The 21,409-nt window shown below is 63.4% G+C and carries 21 protein-coding genes and 1 pseudogene; 9 read left to right on the top strand and 13 right to left on the bottom strand.

Annotated features, from left to right (window positions below; all coding sequences use genetic code 11):
• Window positions 1-117: 117 nt before the first annotated feature.
• Together ACIP02_RS22885 and ACIP02_RS22880 are read right to left on the bottom strand one after the other, a co-directional pair.
• Complete coding sequence (locus tag ACIP02_RS22885; protein WP_400620981.1) at window positions 118-498, bottom strand: hypothetical protein; 381 nt, start codon at window positions 496-498, stop codon at window positions 118-120.
• 233 nt (window positions 499-731) lie between these two features.
• Window positions 732-1,904, bottom strand: a complete 1,173-nt coding sequence (locus ACIP02_RS22880) for an MFS transporter (RefSeq protein WP_400620977.1) — start codon at window positions 1,902-1,904, stop codon at window positions 732-734.
• A gap of 106 nt (window positions 1,905-2,010) precedes the next feature.
• Here ACIP02_RS22880 and ACIP02_RS22875 point away from each other — a divergent pair, with 106 nt between their 5' ends.
• On the top strand, window positions 2,011-2,895 hold the full coding sequence (locus tag ACIP02_RS22875; RefSeq protein ID WP_400620974.1) for a LysR family transcriptional regulator: 885 nt from the start codon (window positions 2,011-2,013) through the stop codon (window positions 2,893-2,895).
• A gap of 120 nt (window positions 2,896-3,015) precedes the next feature.
• Here ACIP02_RS22875 and ACIP02_RS22870 read toward each other — a convergent pair whose 3' ends face one another.
• Window positions 3,016-3,765, bottom strand: coding sequence for a 3-oxoacyl-ACP reductase family protein (locus ACIP02_RS22870; protein ID WP_400620971.1), 750 nt, complete (start codon window positions 3,763-3,765; stop codon window positions 3,016-3,018).
• 118 nt (window positions 3,766-3,883) lie between these two features.
• Between ACIP02_RS22870 and ACIP02_RS22865 the strand changes: the two genes are divergently transcribed.
• Window positions 3,884-4,822: a LysR family transcriptional regulator gene (locus ACIP02_RS22865; protein WP_400620968.1), complete on the top strand. Its 939-nt coding sequence runs from the start codon at window positions 3,884-3,886 to the stop codon at window positions 4,820-4,822.
• A gap of 112 nt (window positions 4,823-4,934) precedes the next feature.
• Here ACIP02_RS22865 and ACIP02_RS22860 read toward each other — a convergent pair whose 3' ends face one another.
• Both ACIP02_RS22860 and ACIP02_RS22855 read right to left on the bottom strand, forming a co-directional pair.
• Window positions 4,935-5,405 (bottom strand): transcription elongation factor GreAB, encoded by a 471-nt coding sequence (locus ACIP02_RS22860; RefSeq protein WP_400620965.1) that lies wholly within the window; start codon window positions 5,403-5,405, stop codon window positions 4,935-4,937.
• 2 nt (window positions 5,406-5,407) lie between these two features.
• Window positions 5,408-5,806 carry a hypothetical protein gene (locus ACIP02_RS22855; RefSeq protein WP_400620962.1) on the bottom strand — a complete coding sequence of 133 codons (399 nt, stop codon included), beginning with the start codon at window positions 5,804-5,806 and terminating at the stop codon, window positions 5,408-5,410.
• Window positions 5,807-6,323: 517 nt separating this feature from the next.
• Here ACIP02_RS22855 and earP point away from each other — a divergent pair.
• A complete protein-coding gene (earP, locus tag ACIP02_RS22850) occupies window positions 6,324-7,457 on the top strand; it encodes an elongation factor P maturation arginine rhamnosyltransferase EarP (protein ID WP_400620959.1) in 1,134 nt (377 codons plus the stop codon).
• A 48-nt stretch (window positions 7,458-7,505) separates the two neighbouring features.
• Entirely contained in the window at window positions 7,506-8,075 is a 570-nt protein-coding gene (efp, locus tag ACIP02_RS22845; protein ID WP_012271109.1) for an elongation factor P, read from the top strand.
• 64 nt (window positions 8,076-8,139) lie between these two features.
• Here efp and ACIP02_RS22840 read toward each other — a convergent pair whose 3' ends face one another.
• From ACIP02_RS22840 to ACIP02_RS22830, 3 genes are all read right to left on the bottom strand, one after another.
• Window positions 8,140-8,568: an organic hydroperoxide resistance protein gene (locus ACIP02_RS22840; protein ID WP_012053329.1), complete on the bottom strand. Its 429-nt coding sequence runs from the start codon at window positions 8,566-8,568 to the stop codon at window positions 8,140-8,142.
• 139 nt (window positions 8,569-8,707) lie between these two features.
• Entirely contained in the window at window positions 8,708-9,163 is a 456-nt protein-coding gene (locus ACIP02_RS22835) for a MarR family winged helix-turn-helix transcriptional regulator (RefSeq protein ID WP_201207914.1), read from the bottom strand.
• 56 nt (window positions 9,164-9,219) lie between these two features.
• Window positions 9,220-10,173 (bottom strand): LysR family transcriptional regulator, encoded by a 954-nt coding sequence (locus tag ACIP02_RS22830; RefSeq protein WP_400620954.1) that lies wholly within the window; start codon window positions 10,171-10,173, stop codon window positions 9,220-9,222.
• A gap of 113 nt (window positions 10,174-10,286) precedes the next feature.
• On the opposite strand from ACIP02_RS22830, the gene ACIP02_RS22825 reads away from it, so the two are divergent.
• The gene (locus ACIP02_RS22825) at window positions 10,287-11,036 is read left to right on the top strand and encodes a sulfite exporter TauE/SafE family protein (protein ID WP_400620951.1); all 750 of its coding nucleotides are present in this window, start codon (window positions 10,287-10,289) and stop codon (window positions 11,034-11,036) included.
• A 125-nt stretch (window positions 11,037-11,161) separates the two neighbouring features.
• On the opposite strand, the gene ACIP02_RS22820 is transcribed toward ACIP02_RS22825, so the two are convergent.
• Window positions 11,162-12,013, bottom strand: a complete 852-nt coding sequence (locus tag ACIP02_RS22820) for a LysR substrate-binding domain-containing protein (protein WP_400620948.1) — start codon at window positions 12,011-12,013, stop codon at window positions 11,162-11,164.
• Between the two features lie 96 nt (window positions 12,014-12,109).
• Here ACIP02_RS22820 and ACIP02_RS22815 point away from each other — a divergent pair, with 96 nt between their 5' ends.
• The gene (locus ACIP02_RS22815) at window positions 12,110-12,328 is read left to right on the top strand and encodes a DUF1127 domain-containing protein (RefSeq protein ID WP_400620945.1); all 219 of its coding nucleotides are present in this window, start codon (window positions 12,110-12,112) and stop codon (window positions 12,326-12,328) included.
• 125 nt (window positions 12,329-12,453) lie between these two features.
• On the opposite strand, the gene ACIP02_RS22810 is transcribed toward ACIP02_RS22815, so the two are convergent.
• Complete coding sequence (locus ACIP02_RS22810; protein ID WP_201207809.1) at window positions 12,454-13,800, bottom strand: class II 3-deoxy-7-phosphoheptulonate synthase; 1,347 nt, start codon at window positions 13,798-13,800, stop codon at window positions 12,454-12,456.
• 115 nt (window positions 13,801-13,915) lie between these two features.
• On the opposite strand from ACIP02_RS22810, the gene ACIP02_RS22805 reads away from it, so the two are divergent.
• Complete coding sequence (locus tag ACIP02_RS22805; RefSeq protein ID WP_400620941.1) at window positions 13,916-14,671, top strand: spermidine synthase; 756 nt, start codon at window positions 13,916-13,918, stop codon at window positions 14,669-14,671.
• A gap of 459 nt (window positions 14,672-15,130) precedes the next feature.
• Window positions 15,131-16,847: pseudogene (locus tag ACIP02_RS22800) on the top strand (DEAD/DEAH box helicase).
• Window positions 16,848-17,015: 168 nt separating this feature from the next.
• Here the strand turns inward: ACIP02_RS22800 and ACIP02_RS22795 are convergent.
• Window positions 17,016-17,783 (bottom strand): DODA-type extradiol aromatic ring-opening family dioxygenase, encoded by a 768-nt coding sequence (locus ACIP02_RS22795; protein WP_400620938.1) that lies wholly within the window; start codon window positions 17,781-17,783, stop codon window positions 17,016-17,018.
• Between the two features lie 102 nt (window positions 17,784-17,885).
• Here ACIP02_RS22795 and ACIP02_RS22790 point away from each other — a divergent pair, with 102 nt between their 5' ends.
• Complete coding sequence (locus tag ACIP02_RS22790; RefSeq protein ID WP_400620935.1) at window positions 17,886-18,536, top strand: thiopurine S-methyltransferase; 651 nt, start codon at window positions 17,886-17,888, stop codon at window positions 18,534-18,536.
• A gap of 155 nt (window positions 18,537-18,691) precedes the next feature.
• Here ACIP02_RS22790 and htpX read toward each other — a convergent pair whose 3' ends face one another.
• A complete protein-coding gene (htpX, locus tag ACIP02_RS22785) occupies window positions 18,692-19,579 on the bottom strand; it encodes a protease HtpX (protein ID WP_012271122.1) in 888 nt (295 codons plus the stop codon).
• Window positions 19,580-20,079: 500 nt separating this feature from the next.
• On the bottom strand, window positions 20,080-21,291 hold the full coding sequence (locus ACIP02_RS22780) for a pyridoxal phosphate-dependent aminotransferase (RefSeq protein WP_400620931.1): 1,212 nt from the start codon (window positions 21,289-21,291) through the stop codon (window positions 20,080-20,082).
• Window positions 21,292-21,409: the final 118 nt, after the last annotated feature.

The following is a 21,409-nucleotide window of genomic DNA, read 5'->3' as shown; positions in this document are numbered from 1 at the left end:
AGGAGCGGGTTTATCGAGGCGTCGAACCGCCGCGAAGAGGCCCGCACAGGCCATGAAAAAGGCGGCATCTTACCAGCCACCTCCAACATAAAACGATCCACGCCCCGCGATATGCAGTCAGCCAGCCCGCGTAGGCCGCTTGTGCTGGCGCCAGTTGTCATCGATCTTCGACCAGGTCTTGCCATCGGTAATGGCCATCAGTTTGCGACCGTCCTTGAAGGTGGCCAGGAAGGTGGCTTCTTCTTCCTTGCCCCCCAGCCACAGCCCAGCCAGCAGCCCCACCGGCCCGGCTACCAGGGCGCCGGCCACGCCCCAGCCCAGGGCGCTGCCCAGGCTACGGCTGGGCTCCAGGCTGGCCAGGCGCAAGTCGCTGATACGGGCCAGGGAAATCCGCTCACCCGGGGACGGGCTGCGCGGGGTCTTGAGTGTGAGCGATCCATTGCGATACTCGCCTTCACCTTGCAAGAAATCGCCGGATTGCACCGTGAGTCTTGTCATAAAGTTGTCCTGTCAGGGATAGCGCATTTGACCAGCGCCTACTGAGCGCTGCCGGGGTAGGCAAGTCAACGGCAAGGCGACGGAGGGTAGCGTGGTGGATTGTCGCCCTCACGGTGTAGGAGCGGCCTTGCGTCGCGAAGGGCCGCGCAGCGGCCCCGGCAATATCGGCGGCGAAGCTACAAAGGTGGGGCCGCTGTGCGGCCCATCGCGACGCAAGGCCGCTCCTACAGGGGTTATGCGTCAGCTTTGCGGGGAGAGATAAGCCAGGCCAGCAACGCCAAAGCCCCAATCACCAACCCCGCCACCACAATGCCCATCCAGCCCTGGCGCTGGAACAACTGCGTCCCCAGCAACGACCCCAGCGCCCCGCCAATGAAGTAGCAGGTGATGTACCCGGCATTCAGCCGCGTACGCGCCTCGGGCCGCAGGGCGATCACTGCGTTCTGGTTGCTCACATGGACCAACTGCACCGCCAGGTCGAGCATCAGCACGCCCAGCAGCAAGGCCAACAGCGATTGCTCGGCAAACCCCAGTGGCACCCACGACAGCAACAGCACCACCAGGCCCACCGTGGTCCCCAGCGACCCCTTGCCACGGTCGGCCAGGCGCCCGGCCCAGTTGGCCGACAGCGCACCCGCCGCACCGGCCAGGCCGAACAGGCCGATCACAGCATCCGAATAGTGGTACGGGCCGTTGGCGAGCAGGAACGCCAGCGGTGTCCAGAACAGCGCGAACAGGCTGAACGCCAGCAGGCCGAGCAGCGAGCGCAGGCGCAGCACCGGTTCTTCAAGGAACAAGCGGAATACCGAGCCGATCAGTGCCGGGTACTTCAGCCCGGCATGGCTGTGGTGCTGCGGCAGACTGCGGTACAGCGCCACGGCAGTAATCGCCATCAGCACTGCGGCCAGCACGTAGATGCTGCGCCAGCCGCCCAGCTCGGCCATGAAACCGGCCGCGGTACGCGCCAGCAGAATGCCCAGCAGCAGGCCGCTCATCAGCGTGCCCACCGCACGCCCGCGCTGATGCGGCTCGCTCAAGCTGGCGGCCATCGGTACGAGGATCTGCGCCACCACCGAGAACAGCCCGGTCAGCGCCGTGCCGAGAATCAGCCAGGGCAGGTTGGGTGCGCAGGCGCTGATCACCAGGCCAGCGGTGGCAATGAGGGTCATCACGGTAATCAGCCGGCGCTGTTCGAACAGGTCGCCCAGCGGGGCCAGCAGCAACAGGCCGGCGCCATAGCTGAGCTGCGCGGCAATCACGATGCTGCCGGCGCTGGCAGTGCTCAGGCCGAACTGCTGGGCAATGCTGTGCAGCAGCGGTTGGGCGTAGTAGTTGCTGGCCACGGCCAGGCCGGTGGCGGTGGCCATCAGCAGGATCAGGGCGCGGCTGAGGGTGGGGGTGTGCATGCGGTTCTCGTGGCGGCAGTGGTAAGTGGGCAGGATTATCAGCAAGTATCTGGCATGACACCAATGTATAGTTTTCAACTAATCCATCTTGAAAGCAGATAGATCGATGAACCTCAAGCAGCTTGAGTACGCCCTTGCCGTGGCCGACACCGGCAGCTTTACCCGCGCAGCCGAGCGCTGCCATGTGGTGCAGTCGGCGCTCAGCCACCAGGTGGCGCGGCTGGAGGCGCAACTGGGTGTGAGCTTGTTTGAGCGTAGTTCGCGGCGGGTGCGGTTGACTCCGGCAGGGGAGGCCTTCGTGCTCAGCGCCCGGCCGGCAGTAGAGGCGGCCCGGCGCATTGCTGACGATGTGGCGGCCGCGTGCGGCCAGGTGCGCGGGCGGTTGGCGATTGGCGAGATCAGCTCGCTGACGGCGCTGGACCTGGTCGACCTGTTGGCGGTGTTCCATGGCCGTTACCCGGATGTGGACGTGCGCTGGCTCACGGCCAAGAGCGAGCTGTTGATAGCCGATGTGCTTGAGCGGCGCCTGGACGTGGGCTTTATCGGCCTGTGGCAGGGCGAAGTGGTGCAGGGGGTGCAGCACCGCTTGCTGGCCCGCGAAGAGCTGGTGGCGCTGTTGCCACTGGGGCACCGGCTGGCGGGCAGGGCGCAGCTGGCGCTGGCCGACCTGGCGGGCGAGGTGCTGGTGGACTTCCCGGAAGGCACCGGGGCGCGGCGGCAGACCGACGAGGCGTTTCAGGCGGCGGGGTTGCAGCGGCGGGTGCAGTTCGAAATCGGGCATGTGCGCCTTGTGGAGAAGTTCGTGCAGCGGGGCATGGCGGTGGGCCTGGTGGCGGAACAGGTGGCCCGCAGCTTTGAGGGCGTGGCGGTGGCGCGGCTGGTGGATGCGCCGGTGCGGCACCTGTATGCGGTGTGGTCGGCCAGCCCTACGCCGGCTGCGCGGGCTTTTCTGGAGGTGATGGAGCAGCGTTTGGGCATGGGGAATGGGTGAGCCTGTGGCGGCCTCTTCGCGGCGGTTCGACGCCTCGATAAACCCGCTCCTACAACGGTATCACCGCCCGTTGTAGGAGCGGGTTCACCCGCGAATAGGCCCCCACAGGCCACCCCTCAATCAGGCTGCAAACCCACCATCCACAGTCAAACTGGCCCCGGTGATATACCCCGCTTCAGGCCCCGCCAGGTAAGCCACAAAGCTGGCAATCTCATCCGCCTCGCCATACCGCCCGATCGCCATCAGCGGGATCAGGCTTTCGGCAAACTCGCCGCTGGCCGGGTTCATGTCGGTGTCCACCGGCCCTGGCTGCACGTTGTTCACGGTAATTCCCTGCGGCCCTAAATCGCGCGCCATGCCGCGGGTCAGGCCGACCAGCGCCGACTTGCTCATGGCATACGGCGCGCCGCCGGCAAACGGCATGCGCTCGGCGTTGGTGCTGCCGATGTTGATGATGCGCCCACCCTGACCCATGTAGCGCGCTGCTGCCTGGCTGGCAACGAATACGCTGCGTACGTTCACCGCCAGCATGCGGTCGAACTCGGCCAGGTCGAACTCGGTCACCGGGGCCACGGCCAGTACGCCCGCGTTGTTGACCAGAATGTCCAGCCGGCCGAAGGCCTTCACGGCGTCATCCACGGCCAGTTGCACGGCCGCTGCATCGGCGCTGTCGGCGCGCAGCGCCAGGGCCTTGCCGCCGTTTTCGCTGATTTCCCGGGCCAGTTCTTCGGCCGGGCCGGCAGAGCTGACGTAGGTAAAGGCCACCTGCGCGCCTTCGCGGGCCAGGCGCCGCACGATGGCCGCGCCAATACCACGGGAACCGCCCTGTACCAGGGCTACTTTGCCTTCGAGTGTAAGTTGCTTGGACATGCTGATCTCCTGCTGGAAGCCAGGCCGAAATGCCTTGGATGGGCGCAGTATCGGCGCTTGATTACCTGCTGATAAGATGGCAATCACTATCAGCAGAGTAAACCTTTGGTTGCCAATCGTGGCTATGGAATCGTTCAACGCGTTGGAGTGCTTCATCCGCAGTGCCGAGGTCGGCAGCTTTGCCGAGGCGGCAAGGCGCTTGCACATTACCCCCGCCGCCGTGGGCAAGCATGTTGCCCAGCTGGAAGCGCGCCTGGGGGTGCGGTTGTTCCAGCGTAGTACCCGCAAGCTGACCTTGACCGAGGCGGGGCAGCGATTTCTCGGTGAGGTGAGTGACAGTTTTCGCACCATTCAGTACGCCGTGGCCAACCTGGCCAGTGCCGAGGGGCAGCCGGCGGGGTTGTTGCGGGTAAGCATGGGCACGGTGTTCGGGCGGCTGTATGTGTTGCCGTTGTTGGGCGAGTTCTTGCGCCGCTACCCGGCGATTACCCCGGACTGGCATTTCGACAACCGCCAGGTCGACCTGATTGGCCAAGGCTTCGATGCGGCGATTGGTGGGGGGTTCGAGCTGCCGCCCGGGGTGGTAGCGCGCAAGCTGACCCCGGCGCATCGGGTGCTGGTGGCGGCGCCGGCGTATTTGCAGCGGCATGCGCAGATACAAGACCCGCAGGTGCTGCAGCGGCATGACGGCATCCTGATCCGTTCACCGCAGACCGGGCGGGTGCGTTCGTGGCCGCTGACCAGCCGCTGGCAGGCGCAGCAGCCGTTGCAATTGCGCCAGGCGATGACCATGAGTGATTCGGATGCGGCGTGTGCGGTGGCCGAGCAAGGGCTGGGGATCGCCCTGGTGAGTTTGCCGTTTGCCGTGCCTTACCTGCAGGCCGGTCGGCTGCGGCGGGTGTTGCCGGACTGGTATGTGGACGATGGGCACATCAGCCTGTATTTCGCCGAACACAAGCTGCTGCCGGGCAAGACCCGGGCATTTGTCGATTTTGTGGTGGAGCAGTTTGAAGGGCAGGGGTTGGCGGGGCGGTTTGATGCACTGCAGGCCCTTTAGAGAATTGTTGCTGTGCCGGCCTCTTCGCGGGTAAACCCGCTCCTACAACAAGCGGTGATACCTGTGTAGGAGCGGGTTCATCGAGGCGTCGAACCGCCGCGAAGAGGCCGGTTCAGGTAACCTCAACAATGAACAAGATCTGCGCCCCCAGGCTCACCTCATCATCAACCTTCTTGCCCAGCAACAACTGCCCCAGCGGCGAACGCGGGGTGATCACTGTCACCAGCTCATCCCCCTCGCCAATCTTCAACCCTGCCGCCTCCGGCCCGAGGAACATCCGGCGTTGCCCGCCGTCTTCATCCTCCAGCGTCACCAGGTTGCTCACCTGCACCCCGCGCGCCGGGTCATAATCACGCAGCAGCAGTTGCTGGTAGATCAGCAGCCCCTGGCGAATCTCGGCACTGCGCCGCGCCTGGCCGGTGGCCAGGTACGAGGCTTCCAGGCCCAGGGTGTCGTACTTGTTCTCGGCGATGTTTTCTTCGGCGGTAGCCGCTTCATAAGCCGTTTGCGCCGCGCGGGTCAGCACGTCCAGGTCATGTTCGAGGGTGGCGACGATCTGCGCCAGCAGGCCGGGCTTGTCCATGGTCAGTAACAGAACTCCAGCACGTTGGCCTGGCTTTTGTCGGTAGGCGCTGTGCGGTTCTGTTGCAGCCAGAATTGGCACTTGGGGCTGTTGAGGTTGCGCGGGTTGCCTTGGACGGCGTCGGTGGCCTGTTGCAGTTCCTGCTTTTGCAGGATGTCTTTGTAGCGCTCGAACATTTCGGCCTGGGCGTCCTGTGTCGGGGCCGGGGCAGCAGGTGCGGCAGGGCGATACGCACTTGGGGCCACCGCCTGGGCCAGTGGCTGCACCTGCTGGGGCCACAACTGCAGGCTCAGCCACAGGCTGGCAGCAATGGCCACGGCGCCCAGCCACAAGCCCAGGGCAACGCACAGAATCAACGGCAGCGGCTTGAGGGTGATCTTCAGTTCACGGTGGCGGGGCATGGCTGCCTCCTGGCAGGGGTTGGTCGGGGGCATTGTCGCACGCGAGTGGTTTTTAGGGGGGAGGAAGGATTTGGGCTGTAGGGTGCTTGGCTTTGGTTTTTGTGGTGGTGCTGATATCGAGCGCCGCCCGCGCGGCGCTTCGCGGGACAAGCCCGCTCCCACATTTGTTTCGGGCCAGTCAATCCTGTGAAGTTACCTCTGTCCGCCTTGTTTGTTCCATTTGGTATCGGGGGAGGCCAGTCGTCCTTCACCTATCTCCTGACATGCACCAAGGGTGCGCGCGCGAATGTAACAGGAGGGATTGGCCCGAAACAGATGTGGGAGCGGGCTTGTCCCGCGAAGCGCCGCGCGGGCGGCGCTCGATATCAGCAACCCTGAAGAGCTAAAGCCAGGCACCTGAAAGGCACTAGCCAACTCCAGCCAACCGCCTGGCAACCCCCACCCGCCTTCCCGACTGGCAAATTGCAGCAAATCATGCGCAGAATTCGCGGTTTTTGCACCAGCACGGGAGGGGCGCATGAAAGCCACCTGGGACATCTTCTGCAGCGTCGTCGACAATTACGGCGATATCGGCGTGACCTGGCGCCTGGCCCGGCAACTGGTGGCCGAGCATGGCCTGGCGGTGCGCCTGTGGGTGGATGACCTTAACGCCTTCACGCCCATGTGCCCCGGCGCCGATGCCTGCGCCGCGCAGCAATGGCAGCAAGGGGTGGACGTGCGCCAGTGGCCGGCGGCCTGGTTGCCGGTAGCGCCAGCCGACGTGGTGATCGGCGCGTTTGCCTGCCAGCTGCCGGCGGCCTATGTCGAGGCGATGCGCGCCCTGCCTCGGCCGCCGCTGTGGCTGAACCTGGAGTACCTCAGTGCCGAGGACTGGGTAGAAGGCTGCCATGGCCTGCCTTCGCCGCAGCCCAACGGCCTGCGCAAGGTGTTTTTCTTCCCGGGCTTTACCGAAAAAACCGGGGGGTTGTTGCGCGAAGGTTCGCTGCTGGCGCGGCGTGATGCCTTGCAGCAGTCGGCTGATGCGCGCCTGGCGTTTCTGCACGGGCTTGGCGTAAACCCTGAGCCGGGTGCGTTGCTGGTGTCGCTGTTTGCCTATGAAAACCCGCAACTGGCCAACTGGCTCGGTGCCCTGGCCACCGGCGGGCAACCCTGCCATCTGCTGGTGCCGCAAGGTCGCATCGTTGCAGGGCTCAGCCAGTGGCTTGGCGAGGCGGCTTTGCAAGTGGGTGATGTACGCAAGCGTGGCACGCTGACCGTGCAGGTGCTGCCTTTCGTCAGCCAGGACGACTTCGACCGGCTGTTGTGGAGTTGCGACTTCAACGCGGTGCGCGGCGAAGATTCGTTCGTGCGTGCGCAATGGGCCGGGCAGCCGATGCTGTGGCACATCTACGTGCAGGACGAGAACGCCCACTGGGAAAAGCTCGAAGCGTTCCTCGCGCATTATCGACGCGGTTTGTCAGACGATGCCGACACCACACTGCTTGGCCTGTGGCGCGCCTGGAACATGGATTTCGACATGGCCCAGGCCTGGCAGGCGGCCCGCCAGCATTGGCCGGAACTGCAGCAGCATGCCCGTCGCTGGGCGGCGCAGCAGGCCGCTCAGCCGGACCTTGCCATGACGCTGGTACAGTTTTACCGAAATTGGCTATGATATGCGGCCTCGATTTTTATAAATCCATCCAGATTCGGATACTTCGTAATGAAAACTGGTAAAGAACTGAAACCCGGTACCGTACTGCGGATCGACAACGACCCGTGGCTGGTTCAAAAAGCTGAGTTCACCAAGTCGGGCCGTAACAGCGCGATCATGAAGACCAAGCTGAAGAACCTGCTGACCGGCTACAAGACCGAAACCGTATACGGTGCGGACGACAAGCTGGACGACGTGATCCTGGATCGCAAAGAAGCGACCCTGTCGTTCATCAGCGGTGACTCGTACACCTTCATGGACACCACCGACTACACCATGTACGAACTGAACGCCGAAGACATCGACGCCGTTCTACCGTACATCGAAGAAGGCATGGAAGACATCTGCGAAGCCGTGTTCTTCGAAGGCCGCCTGGTATCGGTAGAACTGCCGACCACCATCAGCCGTCAGGTTGTCTACACCGAGAACGCTGCTCGCGGCGACACCTCGGGCAAGGTCATGAAGCCTGCCAAACTGAAGAACGGTACCGAGATCCAGGTTGCCGACTTCATCCAGATCGACGAGTGGATCGACATCGACACTCGCGACAACAGCTTCAAAGGCCGTTCCAAGAAGTAATTTTCTTGTGATGCGCCAAAAACCCGGCCTCGGCCGGGTTTTTTTGTGTGCGATTTCTGCAGCTTTAGACGGTCACGTGCAGCCGCACATCCACATTCCCGCGGGTGGCATTGGAATACGGGCACACCTGGTGCGCCTTTTCCACGAGCCCTTCGGCATCGGCCTGGGCCAGGCCCGGCAGGTTGATGTGCAGGTCGATGTCCAGGCCGAAACCGCCCGGGATCTGGCCGATGCCCACTTTGGCGGTGATCGAGGCGTCTGCCGGCAGGGCTTTCTTCTCTTGCCCGGCCACGAACTTCAAGGCGCCGATGAAGCATGCCGAGTAACCGGCAGCGAACATCTGCTCGGGGTTGGTGCCGTCACCGCCTGCGCCGCCCAGTTCCTTGGGGGTGCTCAGCTTGACTTCCAGCTTGCCGTCGCTGGAGCGGGATTTGCCGTCGCGCCCACCGGTGGAGGTAGCTTCTGCGATGTACAGCGGAGTGACCTTTTGCATCTTGAGCCTCGCTAATGTGCTGTGCGCTCCCGTTGAAGGAGGGCGCGGGTTGGTGTGGGATTTAAATTAGCGCGCAATTAGTTAGCGCGCAAGATAAATATTCACTGTTCCGCCAAACGGCCATTGCACAGCTTAGTCGTCAGAGGTTTTTCTGCAGGCTTTCGCGCAGGTTCAGCAGGTCGGCCTGCAATTGCTGCAACTGCTGCAGGCTGCGGCCACTGGCCTTGAGGATACACTGTGGCACCTCCTTGGCCTGCTGTTGCAGGGCGCGGCCCTTGTCGGTCAGTTGCACCAGCACCACCCGTTCATCCTCCCGGCTGCGGTTGCGCTGCAGCAGGCCTTCGCTTTCCAGGCGCTTGAGCAGCGGGGTTAGCGAGCCGGGGTCGGTCAGCAGGTGCTGGCTGATTTCGCCCACGGTGAGCCCGTCACGCTCCCATAGCACGAGCATGGCCAGGTATTGCGGGTACGTCAGGCCCAGCGCCTGTAGCAGCGGTTTATAGACTTTGGTCATCAGCAACGAGGTGGAGTGCAGGGCGAAACAGACCTGGTTGTCCAGCAGCAGCTCGTCACAGGAGGCTTGGGTGTCGGCGTTCATGCAGGTCCTTGAGGGTCATCAATGGGAAATTCTGGCACTGATCACGCGTGCGCGCATTACGCGCGCAGTTCGCTGCGCAGGGCCAGGTCCCAGGGTGGAATCGGGCTGAAGCGGCTCTTGAGGAATTCGAGCAGCAAACGGCTGCGAGAGTTCGTTTCATGTTCAAGGCGCAGCGCATAAATGCCACTGGTCTCGGCTTCAGGCAGGCCGCCGTCGCAAAATAATGGCACCAACTCGCCGCGCAGCAGATATTCGCTGATCAGCCAGGTGGGCAGGTGGGCAATGCCCAGGCCGGCGAGCGCGCCGAATAGCAGGGTTTCGGCGTTGTTGGCGGCCATGCGCATGCGTGCCGGGCGGTACAGGCGGGTTTGCCCGCCAACCTCGAAGCGCCAGGCGAAGGGCGGCGCCAGGCCGTCCCAGTCAAGGCCATCATGCCCGGGCAATTCGCTGGGGCAGGTGGGCATGCCGCGGCTGGCCAGGTAGGCCGGGCTGGCGCAGGCGATGCGCACCATGTAGGCCAGCGGCGTGGCGACCAGGCGGGTGTCGGCCAGCGGGCCGGCGCGCAGCACCAGGTCGACCTCGCCCAGGTGGCTGCCGTGCAGGTCGACGAAGCTGTCGATCAGGCGCAGTTGCACGTCCAGGCCCGGGTAGGCCACCAGGAAATCGGCAATGGCCGGGGCCAGGTGGCGGCGGCCAAACGCGGCGGGGGCGTCGATGCGAATCAGCCCTTCGGGTGCATTGCTCAACGACACCGCTTCGGCGCGGGCCAGGCGCAGCTCTTCGATGATGCGCCTGGCCCGCTCGGCAAAGGCATTGCCCGCAGGGGTTGCGCGCACGGCATGGGTGCTGCGGGTGAACAGGCGGCTGCCCACGGCACTTTCCAGGTTATCGATGCGCCGCGCCACGGCGGACGGCGTCAGCGGATGGCGGCGGGCAGCGGCGGAGAAACTGCCGGTTTCCAGCACATCGAGGAACAGGCTCAATTGGTCGGTGAGAGTATCGGGGCTCATGGCTGCCTTGCTTTTGCGAAAAACGCACAGCCATTGTGCGCTGCTGTGCGTTTCCCCGCCAGCGCGCAATCGTTAGCATGCTCGCATTATCTGTACAGGCAAACGAGGCCCTGATGATCGAGTGGTTGTTGTATATCGTGCTGGGCGCTGCCCTGGGCACCATGGGGGGCTTGTTCGGCATTGGTGGCGGGCTGATCGCGATCCCGGCGCTGGGCGTGCTGTTTGGCCTGGACCAGCAATTGGCGCAGGGTACGGCGCTGGTGATGGTGGTGCCGAACGTGCTGCTGGCGCTGTGGCGCTATCACCAACGCAACCGCATCGAACTTCGCCATGCTGTGCCGCTGTCGCTGTGCAGCTTCGTGTTCGCCTGGCTGGGGTCGATCTGGGCGGTGGGGCTGGATGCGCAGTCCATGCGCCTGGGCTTTGTCGGCTTCCTGGTGGCACTGGCGGTGTGGAACGTGGCGCGGATGTTCATGAAGGTGGCGCCGGCCAGTGCCGAAATGCGTTACGCATGGCCTTGGCTGGGTGTGCTGGGCAGTTTTTCCGGCACCATGGGCGGCCTGTTCGGGGTGGGCGGGGCGGTGGTGGCCACGCCGATCCTGACCAGTGTGTTCGGCACCACCCAGGTGGTGGCGCAGGGGTTGTCGCTGGCCCTGGCGGCGCCCAGTACCTTGGTCACCCTGGTGACTTACGGGGTGCATCACAGTGTTGTCTGGGGTGTGGGGTTGCCGTTGGCGGTGGGTGGTTTGCTGAGCATCAGCTGGGGGGTGAAGTTGGCCCATGCGTTGCCGGAAAAGGTGTTGCGGGCGATGTTCTGTGTGTTTTTGGTGGTGTGTGCGGTGATGCTTGGTTTCGAACTTTGAGAATTTGGGGCCGCTTTGCGGCCCATCGCGACGCAAGGCCGCTCCTACAGGGGACCGCGTACCCTTGTAGGAGCGGCCTTGCCGGGGCGCCGGACCGGTCGGATGGGCTGCCCAGCAGCCCCGGCTTACTTGAACCCTTCGACAATATAGCCAGCCATGCAGTCAGTAATCGGCGAAGGGTTCTGGGTACTGCGCACCAGCATCACATTGGCCACCGGCAGCTGCGGTAACCCTTCTTTCTCACCCAGAATCCGTATGTTGCCGCCAATCAGGCTCTGCAACTGCGCCGTCACCGCCAACCCCGCCGTAACAATGGCAAAGATCGCCGCCAGGCTCGGGCTGGTGTAGGCGATGCGGTAATCGATGCCCTGTGCCTCCAGTGCATTACAGGTCCAGGCCCGGCAGAAGCAGTCGGTATTGAACAACGCCACCGGCATCGGCCGTTGTTCCTGCGGGCAGAAGCCTTCGGCGGCAGCCCACACCAGGCGTTCCTGGCGCAGCAGTTGGCCTATCTCGTTGCCCGGCTCGCGGGTGACGATGGTCAGGTCCAAGTCCTGGCGCAGCATCAATTGCTTGGACGAATCGCAATGCACCTCCACCTGCACCAGCGGGTAGGCCTGGGCAAAACTCGACAGGATGGTTGGCAGAAAGCGCATGGCGTAATCATCCGGCGTGCCGATGCGCACCAGGCCGACCATGTGCGGCATGCGCAGGGTGTTGAACACTTCGCCATGCAGCTTGAGGATGCGCCTGGCGTAGCCCAGCAGCACCTGGCCTTCGGCGGTCAGCCGGACCTGGCGGCCGTCGCGCTCGAACAGCTGGCGCTGCAGGATGTCTTCTTCCAGGCGTTTCATCTGCATGCTGACCGCCGACTGGGTGCGGTTGACCACCTCGCCGGCGCGGGTGAAGCCGCCTTGCTCGGCGATGGCGATGAAGGTGCGCAGCACGTCCGCATCGAGGCTCTGGTACTGGGACATTGCATCAATCTCCGAGATGCATGGCATCAGAAACATTCGTTGGATTGATCTTATGCCCGGCGTGACACTGGGGCCATCAACACGGAGGGCTTCACGATGAAAGGTCATGTCAGCAGCATCCATCAACCTGCCTTTACCCTGAACCACCTGTGGCATGCGGCCTTGCAGCGCCCGGCGCGCTGGCTGCAACTGTACCGCCAGCGCCAGGAGCTGGCCCGCCTCAGTGATGCGACTTTGCATGATCTGGGGTTGAGCCGGGCGGATATCCAGCAAGAGGCCGAGCGGCATTTCTGGGATGATCCACTGCGTAAATAAGGTAATCCCGTGCTGGCCTCTTCGCGGGTGAACCCGCTCCCACAGTTTGGCACAGGGCCTGAACGCTGTGCTGTACCTGTGGGGGCGGGTTTACCCGCGAAGAGGCCGGTGTAGCCAGCCTTGATTCAGCGCCTTACTTGCTTCAGCGTCTCGGCAATCAAAAACGCCAACTCCAACGACTGGTCAGCATTCATCCGCGGATCACAATGGGTGTGATACCGGTCCGACAACGCATCCTCGGTAATCGGCCGCGCGCCACCGATGCATTCGGTAACGTTCTGCCCGGTCATCTCGATATGAATGCCGCCCGCATGGCTACCCTCGGCCTGGTGCACCTGGAAGAACTGCTTCACCTCATCCAGAATCTGCGCAAAATCACGGGTCTTGTAGCCGCTGCTGGCCTTGATGGTGTTGCCGTGCATCGGGTCGGAACTCCACAACACCTTTCGCCCTTCGCGCTCTACGGTGCGGATCAGCCCCGGCAGGTGGTCACCCACCTTGCTCGCACCCATGCGCACGATCAGGTTCAGGCGCCCCGGGTCGTTGGCCGGGTTGAGCGTGTCGATCAGGCGGATCAGCTCTTCAGGGTTCATGCTCGGGCCAACCTTGACCCCGATCGGGTTGTGCACCCCACGCAGGAACTCGACATGGGCGCCGTCCAGCTGGCGCGTGCGGTCGCCGATCCACAGCATGTGCGCCGAGCAGTCGTAGTAGTCGCCGGTCAGGCTGTCCTGGCGCACGAAGGCTTCTTCATAGTTCAGCAGCAGCGCTTCGTGGGCGGTGAAGAAGCTGGTTTCGCGCAGCTGCGGCGCGCTGTCCAGGCCGCAGGCACGCATGAACGCCAGGGTTTCGTCGATGCGGTTGGCCAACTGGTGGTACTTGTCGGCCAGCGCCGAGTTGGCGATGAAATCGAGGTTCCACTTGTGCACCTGATGCAGGTCGGCAAACCCGCCCTGGGCGAAGGCGCGCAGCAGGTTGAGGCTGGCGGTGGCCTGGTGGTAGGCCTGCAGCAGGCGGTCCGGGTCGGGGATGCGGCTTTTCGCGTCGAAACCAATGCCATTGACGATGTCGCCACGGTAGGCCGGCAGGGTGATGTCGCCGATGGTTTCATCGCCCGCCGAGCGCGGCTTGGCGAACTGCCCGGCCATGCGCCCGACCTTGACCACCGGGCAGCCGGCAGCAAAGGTCATGACAATGGCCATTTGCAGCAGCACCTTGAAGGTGTCGCGGATTTTTGCGGCCGAAAACTCGGCGAAGCTCTCGGCGCAATCGCCACCCTGCAACAGGAAGGCGCGGCCTTCTGTCACCTCGGCAAATTGCCGGCGCAGCTCGCGTGCCTCGCCCGCGAACACCAGTGGCGGGTAGCTGGCCAGGGTCTGCTCGACCTTCAGCAGGTGCGCGGCATCGGGGTAGGTCGGTTGCTGCTGGATCGGCAGGGCGCGCCAGCTGTCAGGGCTCCACGGTTGGTTCATCTCGGGCTCGGTCTTGTCGGTTGTCGGCTATGGGCCATGGTAACAGTTGGCGCCGTGCTTGTTGCATCAAGGGTGATGGCGGACAATGCGCGTTTTTGCGCGGGTAGGTGTGAGCATGACGGCGGAACGGGAAGAGCGGCTACTGGCACGGGTGGAGGATGCCTTTGGCGTCATCAGCGTGTACGAAGTAGACGACTACCGCTTTCTGGAATTCGGCGATGCCATCGAGCAAAGCTGCGTGTTCACCGCCGACCCCAGCTGGCTGGAGTACGACTACACCCGCGCCATGCTGGTGGGCGCCTTGTGCCATGAGCAGCCGGAGAGCGCGCTATTTTTGGGGCTGGGGGCCGGCACGCTGACCCAGGCCTGCATGAAGTACCTGCCGCTGGACGATATCGAAGCCATCGAACTGCGCCCGGATGTGCCGCGCCTGGCCATGGAGTACATGGGCCTGGACGACGACCCGCGGCTGTATGTGCGTATCGGTGATGCCCTGGAGCTGTTGCCCACGGCAGAAAAGGCCGACCTGTTGTTCGTCGACCTGTATACCGACCACGGGCCGGGGGTCGGGCACCTGGCGTGGAACTTCCTCGAGAACTGCCAGCAGCAACTGAACCCGGGTGGCTGGCTGGTGATCAACCAGTGGGCCACCGATGACGGCAAGCCGCTGGGCGCGGCGTTGCTGCGCGGGTTGTATCACCGGCATTACTGGGAGTTGCCGGTGAAGGAGGGCAATGTGATTCTGCTGGTGCCGGCGGACCTGGAGCAGGGGCTGGACCTGGACGGGCTGCGCGCGCGGGCCGAGGCGCTGGCGCCGCGGTTGGGGTATAGCCTTGAAGGGTTGATTCGCGAGATTCGGCCGGCTACCTGAATGGCTGGTGCGGCTTATGCGAAACCTGAACGCTGTCGCGTTCCCTGTAGGAGCGGCCTTGTGTCGCGAAAGGGGCGCGCAGCGGCCCCACATTTTCAGCTTCGCAGCGGACATTGCCGGGGCCGCTCTGCGGCCCTTTCACGACACAAGGCCGCTCCTACAGGGGCCGCGACAGCATTCGGGGATTATCGATTCAGCTCGCTCTGATTGATGGCCCGATACTGGCCCCGCCCCCTGAAAATATTCCTCACGTACCCGCACTATTTCGGGTATAGTACGCGCCGGTCTTTTAGCGGACCTCAAAATCAGGTGGTGCAAATCCCCCGAGTCCAGCTTCGGCTGCACGTCCGCTAGGCGGACCTTCCCAAAGTTTTCTTTTTCAATCGTTTTCGCAAATCCCCGCCGACAAAGCTGCCTGGGTGACCTTCCGGTCTTTCAAGGCATGTGCAGCTTTGCAGCATGGGTCTTTGCGGATGCACTTAGAGGCAGACCCATGACCCAGGAAACCGGCGGCTTCGCCGCTCTCGATCTTAATCCGAACATTGTTGCTGCCGTTGTGGCTACCGGCTACGAAGAGCCGTCCGCCATTCAGCAACAATCGATCCCGATCATCCTCGCCGGTCACGACATGATCGGCCAGGCGCAGACTGGCACCGGCAAGACCGCTGCCTTTGCCCTGCCGATCCTGAACAAGATCGATGTGAGCAAGCGCGAACCGCAAGCCCTGATCCTGGCGCCAACCCGTGAGTTGGCGCTGCAAGTCGCTACCGCTTTCGAAACCTACGCCAAGCAGATGCCAGGCGTAAACGTGGTTGCCGTGTACGGTGGTGCCCCGATGGGCCCACAGCTGCGCGCCATCCGCAACGGTGCGCAAATTGTCGTCGCTACCCCGGGCCGCCTGTGCGACCACCTGCGTCGTGACGAAAAAGTCCTGTCGACCGTACAGTACCTGGTACTGGACGAAGCGGACGAGATGCTCAAGCTGGGCTTCATGGACGACCTCGAAGTGATCTTCGACGCAATCCCGGCTACCCGTCAGACCGTACTGTTCTCCGCAACCCTGCCGTCGTCGATCCGTTCGATCGCCGAGCGTCACCTGCGTGAACCGAAGCACGTCAAGATCCAGACCAAGACCCAGACCGTTACCGCGATCGAGCAGGCCCACCTGATGGTCCACGCCGACCAGAAGATCCCGGCTGTGCTGCGTCTGCTGGAAGTGGAAGAGTTCGACGCGCTGATCGCCTTCGTGCGTACCAAGCAAGCTACCCTGGACCTGGCCGCCGCGCTGGAAGCCAAGGGCTACAAGGCTGCCGCGCTGAACGGCGACATCGCCCAGAACCAGCGTGAGCGCGTGATCGACTCGCTGAAAGATGGCCGCCTGGACATCGTCGTCGCTACCGACGTTGCTGCCCGTGGCCTGGACGTACCGCGCATCACTCACGTGTTCAACGTTGACATGCCGTACGACCCAGAGTCCTACGTGCACCGTATCGGCCGTACTGGCCGTGCCGGTCGCGATGGCCGTGCGCTGCTGCTGGTCACCCCGCGTGAGCGCCGCATGCTGCAGGTGATCGAGCGTGTTACCGGGCAGAAGGTTGCCGAAGCGCGCCTGCCAAATGCTCAGGCCGTGCTGGATGCCCGCATCAAGAAGCTGACCAACAGCCTGGCGCCGCTGGTAGCCGAAGCAGAAGCCACCCATGGCGACCTGTTCGACCGCCTGACCAACGACCTGGGCTGCAGCGCCCGCGCCTTGGCCTCGGCCCTGCTGCGCAAGGCCACCAATGGCCAGGCGCTGGACCTGGCTGCGGTAGAGCGTGAGCAGCCGCTGGTGCCGGGCGTTGGTGCCCCGCGTGGCGAGCGTACCGAACGTGGTGAGCGTGGCGAGCGCCCTGACCGTGGTGACCGCGAGCGCCGTGCGCCGCTGCCACTGGCCGAAGGCCGCGTGCGTTGCCGTACTGCCCTGGGTGCCCGTGACGGCATCGCCGCCAAGAACCTGCTGGGCGCGATCCTCAACGAGGGTGGCCTGGCGCGTGACGCCATTGGCCGCATCCAGGTGCGCGACAGCTTCAGCCTGGTCGAGCTGCCGGAAGATGGCCTTGAGAAGCTGCTGTCCAAGCTCAAGGACACCCGCGTGGCTGGCAAGCAGCTGAAGCTGCGTCGCTACCGCGAGGATTGATCCTGGCGTAATGAAAAAATCCCCGGCCTAAGTCGGGGATTTTTTTTGCCTGTGCCGGCCTCTTCGCGGCGGTTCGACGCCTCGATAAACCCGCTCCCACAGGTACAGCACAGGCCTTTAAAGCTGTGGGATCTTCTGTGGGAGCGGGTTCACCCGCGAAGAGGCCCTTCAGTCGAACCGATAAATGTCCATTCCCAATGCCCCCAAGGTGAAACCCTGGTGCACCACCTTGAATCGGCCTCCAGCCCCAAGGGCAAAAAACAACGGCAACAAATGCTCATCACTCGGATGGTTGCGCACCGCAAACGGCGCCTGCTGCCGATAACCCAGCAATGCCTCCCGGTCATCCGCCTGCAAGTTGTCCACCACCCAATCCCTGAACGCCAGCGCCCAAGGCTCGATCACCTCCGGCCCGGCATGCCAGTCCAGCTCGCCCAGGTTATGGGTAATGCTGCCCGACCCAATCAGCAGCACACCCTCGCCACGTAACCCGGCCAGCACCTGGCCCACCTTCACCTGTAGCGCCGGCCCCATGTGGCTGGGCAGCGATACCTGCACCACCGGAATGCATGCCTGCGGGTACATCAGCGACAGCGGCACCCACGCGCCATGGTCGAACGGCCGCTGCGCATCCAGCCGCGCGGGTAACCCCGCGGCCTGTAACAACTCACTGACCTGGCCGGCCAGCGCAGGGTCTCCCGGTGCCGGGTACTGCACTGCATACAGGGCGGGTGGAAAGCCGTAGAAGTCATGCCAGGTCTCTGGCTGTGGGTTAACGGTTACTAGCAGATCGCGGCTTTCCCAGTGCGCCGACACCACCACGATCGCCTTCGGCCGGGGCAGGGCATTAGCCAGCCCGGCCAGTGCCGGCCCGCTGGCACCGGGTTGCAGGGCAAGCATGGGGGAACCGTGGGAAATGAACAGGCTGGGCAGCATGGCGGGGGTCCTGAAGGTTAAGATGCAACCATCTTCGATCAACTACAGATCGAAATCCAAACCAAGTTTTACCAACAAACCATCTAAAAATCGGGAGTGAACATGGAGCCAGCGTTCTGGCAAAAACGGTGGGCCGACAACCAGATCGGCTTTCACCAGGCGCAGGTGAACCCGTACCTGCAGCAGTATTGGCCAACGTTGCAGCTGGCGCCGGGTAGTCGCGTGCTGGTGCCGCTGTGCGGCAAGAGCCTGGACATGGCCTGGCTGGCCGGGCAGGGCTATCGGGTGTTGGGTGTGGAGCTGTCGCGGCGGGCAGTGGAGGGCTTCTTCAGCAAGCATGGGCTTGCAGCCGAAGTGCGTCAGCAGGGCGCGTTCGAGGTGTGGCGCAGTGGCGATGTGGAGCTATGGTGCGGCGATTTCTTTGCCTTGCGGGCCGAGGATGTCGGTGATTGCGGGGGGCTGTATGACCGGGCGGCGGTCATTGCCTTGCCGGTGCAGATGCGGGCGGCGTACATGCAGGCACTGTCGGCGTTGTTGCCAGCGGTTTGCCGTGGGTTGCTGGTGACGCTGGACTATGACCAGTCGCTGCTGGCCGGGCCGCCGTTTTCGGTGGGGGATGACGAGCTGCGGCAGGGCTTTGCCGGTTGGCAGGTGGATGAGGTGGAGGTTGTGCAGGTGATCGGGGAGAGCCCGAAGTTTGCGCAGGCCGGGGTATCCAGTTTGTTGGAGCGGGTGTACCGGGTTGGCCGCTGACAGGTGTGTAGCCTGTACCGGCCCTTTCGCGGGTAAACCCGCTCCTACAGGCGAATATGTACCCATGTAGGAGCGGGTTTACCCGCGAAGAGGCCGGTGCAGGCAAACACAAAAAAAGGGCGACCGAAGTCGCCCTTTTCTAATTACCAGGTGGATCAACCGCGGCGGCGCAGCGCCTCGATGCGGTCTTCCAGCGGCGGGTGGCTCATCAGCAGGCCCGCCAGGCCGTGCTTCAGGCCGCCATTGATGCCGAAGGCCTTCATGGTGTCCGGCATGTGCACCGGCAGGCCTTGCTCCACGCGCAGGCGCTGCAGCGCGCCGATCATCGCCGAGGTGCCGGCCAGCTGAGCACCGGCCTCGTCGGCGCGGTATTCGCGGCGGCGCGAGAACCACATCACGATCATGCTGGCCAGAATGCCCAGGATCAGCTCGGCCACGATGGTGGCCACGTAATAGGCAATGCCCTGGCCTTCTTCGTTCTTGAAGATCACCTTGTCGACGAAGTTGCCGATGATGCGGGCGAAGAACATCACGAAGGTGTTCACCACGCCCTGCACCAGCGCCAAGGTGACCATGTCGCCGTTGGCCACGTGGCCAATTTCGTGGGCCAGTACCGCACGCACCTCATCGGGCGAGAAGCGCTCCAGCAGGCCCTGCGACACCGCTACCAGCGCGTCGTTGCGGTTCCAGCCAGTGGCGAAGGCGTTGGCCTCGTAAGCTGGGAAGATCCCCACTTCGGGCATTTTGATGCCGGCTTCGCGGGACAGCTCTTCGACCGTTTGCAGCAGCCACTGCTCGTGGCGGGTGCGTGGCTGGCTGATGATCTGGGTGCCGGTGCTCATCTTCGCCATCCACTTGGAGATGAACAGCGAGACCAGGGAGCCGGCAAAGCCGAACACGGCGCAGAACACCAGCAGGCTGCTGAGGTTCAGGTCGACCCCGTTGGCGGCCATGAACCCGTTGAAACCGAACAGGCTCAGGGTAATGCTTGCAACCAGCACCACCGCAAGGTTGGTGGCTACAAACAACAGAATGCGCATCATGGTTGTTACGTTCTCCTGACGGATGAGTTGTCGCTTACTGCGGGGTATATAAGGTGCCTGCCGTGCCGATTCAATCGGGCGACTATTTCAAACTGTGTACGGCGGAGTATGGCAGAGGATGGCGCGGGGGCTGTGGGATAGAGCGTTGCAGGATGTAAGAAATGGTGTTCGCCTTGAGAATTGCGGCGCCTATGAGATCGAGCGCCGCCCGCGCGGCGCTTCGCGGGGCAAGCCCGCTCCCACATTTGTTGCAACGTGGCCATGTCTGTGAGGCCATGGTTGTCAGTTTTGTTAGCATGACTGGACTTCGATGTGGGCATTGATGCCGCCCCACCAGCCTCAAGATCTGCACCAAGGCAGGCAACCATGGCCTGGCAGGTTCGGTACGTTGCAACAAATGTGGGAGCGGGCTTGCCCCGCGAAGCGCCGCGCGGGCGGCGCTCGATATCCGCGCCACCACCAACCCCCCGTCGAACCCTCTCGCTCCCCCCCCCCAAACCCTACTGCGAATACCCCTTCAGGAAATTACCAATCCGCCCAATCGCCGCTTCCAAATCATCCACCCGTGGCAAGGTCACCACGCGGAAGTGGTCCGGCCACGGCCAGTTGAACGCCGTACCCTGAACGATCAGCAGCTTTTCCGACAGCAGCAGGTCAAGCGCGAACTTCTCGTCGTTGAGGATCGGGCACACTTTCGGGTCGATCCGCGGGAACGCATACAGTGCGCCCATCGGCTTCACGCAGCTTACGCCCGGGATGTCGTTCAGCAGCTCGTAGGTGCGGTTGCGCTGTTCCAGCAGGCGCCCCGGCGGCAGCACCAGGTCGTTGATGCTCTGGTAGCCGCCCAGCGCGGTCTGGATGGCATGCTGTGCCGGCACGTTGGCACACAGGCGCATGTTGGCCAGCATGTCGATGCCTTCGATATAGCTCTGCGCGTTGTGCTTGGGCCCGGAAATGATCAGCCAGCCAGAACGGAAGCCGGCCACCCGGTACGACTTGGACAAACCGTTGAAGGTCAGGCACAGCAGGTCCGGGGCCAGCGAGGCGGTGCTGATGTGCACGGCTTCGTCGTACAAGATCTTGTCGTAGATCTCGTCGGAGAACACCACCAGGTTGTGCTGGCGGGCCAGTTCCAGCATGCCCAGCAGCAGCTCTTTGGAGTACACCGCGCCGGTCGGGTTGTTCGGGTTGATGATTACCAGGGCCTTGGTGTTCGGGGTGATCTTGGCCTTGATGTCTTCAAGGTCGGGGAACCAGTCGGCCTGCTCGTCGCACAGGTAATGCACCGGCTTGCCGCCGGCCAGGCTCACGGCAGCGGTCCACAGCGGGTAGTCGGGCGCCGGGATCAGCACTTCGTCGCCGTTGTTCAGCAGCGCCTGCATCGACATCACGATCAGCTCGGACACGCCGTTACCGAGGTAGATGTCCTCGATGGTGACGCCTTCGATTTCCTTCTGCTGGCAGTACTGCATGACCGCCTTGCGTGCGCTGAACAGGCCCTTGGAGTCGCTGTAGCCCTGCGCGGTGGGCAGGTTGCGGATCACATCCTGAAGGATTTCGTCAGGCGCTTCGAAGCCAAACGGCGCCGGGTTGCCGATGTTCAGCTTGAGGATGCGGTGGCCTTCCTCTTCCAGGCGCTTGGCGTGCTTGAGCACTGGGCCGCGAATGTCGTAGCAGACATTGGCGAGCTTGTTCGATTTGCTGAACTGCATGATGGGATCCCGATTGAGAAAACGCGCAACCCACGTCGAAACGTTTGAAAGGGCAGGAAGCGGGTGCCAGACTGAACGCCTGGCACACGAAGCCAACTAATATACGTGCCACCTGCGC

This window comes from Pseudomonas sp. NPDC089408, assembly GCF_044749445.1.
In the GTDB taxonomy this organism is placed as follows: Bacteria; Pseudomonadota; Gammaproteobacteria; order Pseudomonadales; family Pseudomonadaceae; genus Aquipseudomonas.
Note: the sequence above shows the minus strand (reverse complement) of the source record. Positions and strands in the feature narration are given on the sequence as shown.